The following is a 6,055-nucleotide window of genomic DNA, read 5'->3' as shown; positions in this document are numbered from 1 at the left end:
CTATGCAAGTTGTTAAATGGGTAGCAAAAAAATTATATGCTTATGAAAAAGACATTTTCAATTTTATCCCCTTTTGAGCCTTGAATTTGTCAACTCATTTTATCCATTACCGATAAAGCAAAACATAAAAATTATGAAATCATAAAATTTTTTATTGTTAAAAATTATGAAAAGAAAAACTAAAAGAGAAAAAGAAAGAGAAAATCAAAAATACAGCAATTTCTATGGAAATAGAAAATTATTAAAGGATGAAAAGATATTAAAAAAACTTTTCATTTACGCTAATGATGCAATTGCCATAATTGACCATAAAACGGGCATAATTATTGAAGGAAACAAGAAATTTCTGGAATTGACTGGCTGCAGTTTAAAAGAAGCGATTGGTTTGCATCATCTACAAATTTATCCGAGAAACGAACGCCGTGCTTATTCAGGTCTTTTTGAAAAGCTTTTTTTAATGGATAGTTTTATTCTGGATAATATATCAATTGAAAGAAAAGATGGCATAAAAATTCCAGTTGAATTGAGTGCAAGTGTCGTAGAAATAGAAGGACGGAAGATTTTAAAAGGTATATTTAGAAATGTAGAAGAAAGAAAAAAGGTTGAAAGATTGCTCTTTGAAAAACAGGAAGAATTATCTGAAAAAGTAGAAAACAATGTTTTTGAATTGGCGAAAGCTATTAAGGTTTTTCAAGAAGAATTTAGAAGACGCAAAGAAGTTGAAAAAAAATATGAAGATTTAAACCTGCAATATAAACTTATTCTCAATTATGCTGGTGAAGGAATATGCGGTTTAGATAAAAATGGAGATATTACCTTTATTAATCCGGCAGGGGCGAGAATGCTTGGGTGGACTGTAGAAGAACTTGAAGGGAAGAAAATTTGGAAAGTATTCCATAAAATAGATAATCATCAAAAATTTATAAATTGGAATTCCTCCCCAATAAATCGCACCCTTCTTGAAGGGAAAAGTTATCACATTGAAAATGAATTCTTTGAGCGAAAAGATGGTTCTATTTTTCCAGTTGATTATTTGAGCAATCCAATAATTGAAAAAGGGAGAATTACTGGGGCTGTATTAATTTTCAGAGATATAAGTAAGCAAAAGATTGCTGAAGAAGAATTAAAACTTACACATGCAATGCTCAATAATGTAGCAGATACGACTTGTCTTATAGGAAGAGATGGTGAATTTAAATATGTCAATAATGCTTTTTGTAAAAGTTTGGGTTATCGCAGAGAAGAAATGCTTTCAATGAAAGTTTCTGATATTGATCCTTTATTTCCTCAGGAAATTTGGGATGAACATTGGGAAAATGTGAAAAGGAAAGGAAATCTCACATTTGAATCTGTTCATAAGAGAAAGGATGGAAAAATATTCCCAGTAGAGATTAGCGTTAGTTTCTTAAAATACGATGAGAAGGAATTTATTATTGCCTTTGCAAGAAATATAGAATTTAGGAAAAAATCTTTAGAAGCTCTCAAAGAATCGGAATCAAAATTCCGTTCAGTAACACAAACCGCAAGCGATGGAATTGTATCCATCGATTCTTGCGGAAAAATTGTTTCTTGGAATAGCGGAGCAGAAAAAATATTTGGCTATAAGGAAAATGAAATAGTTGGCAAATCTTTAGAAAGGATTATTCCGAAACGACTTTATAAAAAGTTCAAAGAGGGATTTGATTATATTATTGAATCAAAGGATTTCTCCTTCTTGGAAAAACCTATTGAGTTGACCGGCCTTCGGAAAAATGGGAAGGAGTTTCCCTTGGAATTATCATTGGGCTCCTGGTATGCCAATGGTCAAATATTTTTCAGTGCTGTAATAAGGGATATTACTTTTCGCAAAGAATATGAAAAGGAAGTTAAAATGCATGCCGCACGCGCTGAATCTTTGGTCAGGGCGGCATCTAATCTAAATTCTTGTATAGAATATGAAAAGGTGCTTAATACAGTTTGCAAGGAAGTGGCAGAGTCATTAAAAGCGCATTCAGTATCTGTATTTCTTTATGATGAAATAAATGATGTATTTTACAATTCTAAAAGTTTAGGAATACCATCAGTTTATTCGGAACAAATAAAACCATTACCCGGAAAAAGATACAGGGAGTTGTTCAATAAAAATGAACTTGTTTTTATGACCAACAGCTCAAAAGGAATTGAAAAGTTTGTAAATGGCAAACTTTTTCAATTGTTGAATATTAAAACAGTGGCTGTGGCAGGAATGTTGAGAGAGAATAAAATTGTTGGTTTAATCAAAGTCTTTTGGAATGAAAAAGATGTCAATTTCAATAGAAATGAATTTGAGCTTTTAAAAGGGCTTGCCCATCTATCTGCTCTTGCCCTTTCTAATTCAATATATTTCAAAAATTCTTTATCCCATATTGAAAAACTCCAAGCGCTTCATGACATCGATAATGCAATTGCTACGAATGCAGACTTCAACTCTACTCTTGATATCATCTTGAATAGCTTGGTTAATCATCTTAAAGTTGATGCAGCTGACATTTTGATTCTTGAAGATGATGTGACTCTTTCTTGCGTAGCATCCATTGGGTTTGGACGAGATATGGGGAGTAAAATATCTTTACAAAACATAGATTACCGTATTTCAAGGATTTTTGAGACTGGAAAGTCGGTTTTCATTACGCGAATTCAGGATTATCCGAAAGAGGATTTTTCTTTTCTTCATTGTAATAGTGAGAAAATATCATCTTATTGCGCTATTCCATTTTTTGTAAAAGGAGAAATAAAAGGGATATTAGAAGTCTTTACCAAAAAATTCTGTGAGGAAAGTATTGAATGGATAAGCTATCTTGAAACAATTGCAGAACAGATTGCAATAGCAATTGATAACTGGAACTTACTGAACGAACTGAAGGTTTCCAATATTGAACTTGCAAATGCATATGACACAACTCTGGAGGGATGGTCAAAAGCTTTGGACCTTCGTGATAGAGAAACAGAGGGACATACACAAAGGGTATCTGATTTAACAATTAAACTTGCTCTTGCTTTCAATATTAGTGGTGAAGATTTGGTTCATATTCGACGGGGAGCACTTCTTCACGATATAGGGAAGATGGCAATCCCTGATAGTATTCTTTTGAAGCCTGCTAAACTTACGGAAAAAGAATGGGAAATAATGAAAAGACATCCGGTTTTTGCCTATGAACTACTTGCTCCAATAAAATATCTTAAAAATTGCATTGAAATTCCTTACTGTCATCATGAAAGATGGGATGGTAATGGATATCCAAGAGGGTTGAAAAAAGAGGAAATTCCTTTCCCTGCAAGAATATTTGCTGTAGTCGATATATGGGATGCGCTTTGCTCAGACCGTCCTTACAGACCTGCTTGGGAAGAGAATAGAGTGATTGAATACATCCGCGAAATTTCTGGAACTCATCTTGATCCAGAAATCGTAAAAAAGTTTCTTGAACTAATAGAACAGGAAAGATAAAGTACAAATACTATTATTCCAATAATTCATACATTCTTTCTTTTTATCTTTAACAAAGATTATGAAAAAAGAAATTTTATCCGTGGCAATAGATGCAGCAAAGTCTGCAGGGCTTTGCTTAAAAGAGAGGTTTGGAAATCAACATAAGATAAAACTAAAAAGAGAGATTGATCCTGTTACCGATGCTGATTTGGAAGCTGAAAAGATTATCATAGGTAAGATAAAATCTATATATCCTGATCATTCGATTTTGTCAGAAGAGTCAGGTGAAACATTTAAAGATAGCGACTTTTGTTGGATAATCGATCCACTTGATGGTACTACAAATTACTCCCATAATTTTCCTTTTTTTTCGGTTTCTATAGGCCTGCAAATGAAAGGTGAAATCATTGCTGGTGTTGTCTATGACCCATTATTAGATGAGCTTTTTTACGCATACAAAGGTGAAGGAGCCTATTTAAATGAGAAAAGAATAGGAGTTTCTCATATCGATGATTTAGGTAAATCTCTTCTTGCAACCGGTTTTCCCTATGACATAAGAGAATCACCTGACAACAACCTCACACATTTTGCGAAGTTCATTATGAAGGTGCAGGCAGTTAGAAGAGCCGGCTCAGCCGCATTGGATTTGTGCTATGTTGCATGTGGGCGTCTTGATGGCTTTTGGGAAATGAAACTAAATCCTTGGGATACTGCAGCTGCGCTTTTGATCATCAAAGAAAGTGGCGGAAAAGTTACTAAATTTAATGGAGACGAATACAGCATCTATGACAAAGAAATATTGGCTTCCAACGGCCTGATTCATAATCATATGATTGAAATATTGACTTCAAATTGAATAAGGTTGCTTTTTAAAGTTATTGACTTGGAACGAGTTGGTATTCCTTTTTTAGTTTTTCAAGAGAGTTGTTAGTGCCTACTACGATTATTATGTCGTCTTCCAATATTTTAAAGTCTGTGTTGAATTCAAGAATTGTTTCTCCTCTTCGCTCAATTCCAATAATTGTGCATCCTGTCTTTTTTCTTACATCCAGTTCTTTTATCGTTTTTTCTGATGATACAGACCCCTTTACACTAAATCTTTCAATACCCAATCTGTCAAATTCGAGACGCCCCTTGTCTGTTATTATATTTGCAAGCATTAGTCCTGCAATCATAGGCAGTGCAAGTACATAATTTGCGCCAGCTTTATAAAATTTATCTATGTTGGAAATATTGTTGCATCTGGTTATTATATAAGCATTGGGATTTAAATTCCTCGCAAGCAAGGTAGTATATAATGCCTGAGTATCGTCATTGAGCGCAATAAGGACAGCGCAATTTTTTTCAATTCCTGCTTTTTTCAACAAGGTATCATCGGTTGCATTGCCTGTAAGAGCATTTTTTAGATTTATTTCCTTTTTGTCAATGATCGTTACATTTTCAGGCATATGGTCAAGGTATTTGTATATTTCCTTTCCTACATGTCCATATCCAATAATGATTAAGTTGATATTGTGTTCTTTCCCTATGTTCTCTTCACTCAATAATAGGTTTTTTAAATTCAATATTTCTTTTTTAGTTCCTATTGCAAATAGTATTGAATTTGGTTCAAGGGTTGTATCTGATGTTAATTCAGTGGTGAATTTGCCTTCTTTCCAAATTCCAATTATTTTTGCGCCGCTTTCTTTCCCGATTCCTGATTCCACAAGGGAGAGATTTGTGATATGAGAATCTTCCGGAACTAATATTTCTGTAACTTTAAGATTACTTGGAATATGCAAAGCGCTGTAAAGTTCCCTAACTATAGGAATGAAAGTTCTATATGCCATTCTTTCACCAAGTTCATGTTTTGGACAGGCAACCTTTTTTGCTCCGGCATATTGTAAATATTTTGCATTGTCCGGCTCTTCGACTAAAGCAATTATATCTATATCGCTTATTCCTTTTGCTGTAAGTATTATATTTGCATTTTCTTCATCTTTTGATGTTACAAGTAAATACTTTGCTCTTTTGATACCTGCATTTTTTAACGCTTGAACTGAGCCGGGTATCCCATGGATAGACCTGATCCCTTTATCATTTAGAGAAAGGCAAATTTCAGGATTAGCATCAATTACTACATAGGGGATAGAATTTATTTCAAGTTCTTCCACCAGAAAATCGACAATTTCAGAATAACCGCAGATGATAACATGATTTTCTAATGTCTCTTCAACTTCTTTAATTGGTTCACTTCTCATCTTAGATTCAATCCACGGCACAAGAAAAAGCGGAATAACCATAAAAATCATAACGACTCCGCTTATCATTACAATTACGGCAAAGATATTCGTAATAGGATGGTGAAAAGGCATTAGCCCACCAAAACCTGTTGTCGTCATACTTTCTATAATGAATTCAAAAGAGCGGATTATTCCAATTTCTTTCTTTTCAAAAAGGGGATAAATAATTCTGAATATAATGGTATAAAAAAAGATGAGAGCAACGAGAGAGAATGCATATTTTTTCCCTCTACTATTAAGATATTTGATGAAAAATATTTCCTTCTTTTTATTCATTTCCCTTTTTAGTCTAACAGATAATCAATTATAGTGGCAATCGCAATAACCT

At 33.5% G+C, this 6,055-nt stretch carries 3 protein-coding genes; 2 read left to right on the top strand and 1 reads right to left on the bottom strand.

Annotation, left to right across the window (positions count from 1 at the left end):
• The first annotated feature begins 166 nt into the window (after positions 1–166).
• Both D6734_00765 and D6734_00760 read left to right on the top strand, forming a co-directional pair.
• Positions 167–3,463 carry a PAS domain S-box protein gene (locus tag D6734_00765; protein ID RMF98163.1) on the top strand — a complete coding sequence of 1,099 codons (3,297 nt, stop codon included), beginning with the start codon at positions 167–169 and terminating at the stop codon, positions 3,461–3,463.
• A gap of 61 nt (positions 3,464–3,524) precedes the next feature.
• Entirely contained in the window at positions 3,525–4,301 is a 777-nt protein-coding gene (locus D6734_00760) for an inositol monophosphatase (protein RMF98162.1), read from the top strand.
• Between the two features lie 19 nt (positions 4,302–4,320).
• Here D6734_00760 and D6734_00755 read toward each other — a convergent pair whose 3' ends face one another.
• Positions 4,321–6,003 (bottom strand): potassium channel protein, encoded by a 1,683-nt coding sequence (locus D6734_00755; GenBank protein ID RMF98161.1) that lies wholly within the window; start codon positions 6,001–6,003, stop codon positions 4,321–4,323.
• Between the last annotated feature and the right edge of the window lie 52 nt (positions 6,004–6,055).

The organism is Candidatus Schekmanbacteria bacterium, from assembly GCA_003695725.1.
Classification (GTDB): domain Bacteria; phylum Schekmanbacteria; class GWA2-38-11; order GWA2-38-11; family J061; genus J061.
This window is presented reverse-complemented; position numbering and strand designations above follow the sequence as displayed.

What these genes read in the sequence shown, in the direction of transcription:
- D6734_00765 (RMF98163.1), top strand. Translation starts at nt 167, where the DNA reads ATGAAAAGAAAAACTAAAAGAGAAAAAGAAAGAGAAAATCAAAAATAC.
- D6734_00760 (RMF98162.1), top strand. Translation starts at nt 3,525, where the DNA reads ATGAAAAAAGAAATTTTATCCGTGGCAATAGATGCAGCAAAGTCTGCA.
- D6734_00755 (RMF98161.1), bottom strand. Translation starts at nt 6,003, where the DNA reads ATGAATAAAAAGAAGGAAATATTTTTCATCAAATATCTTAATAGTAGA.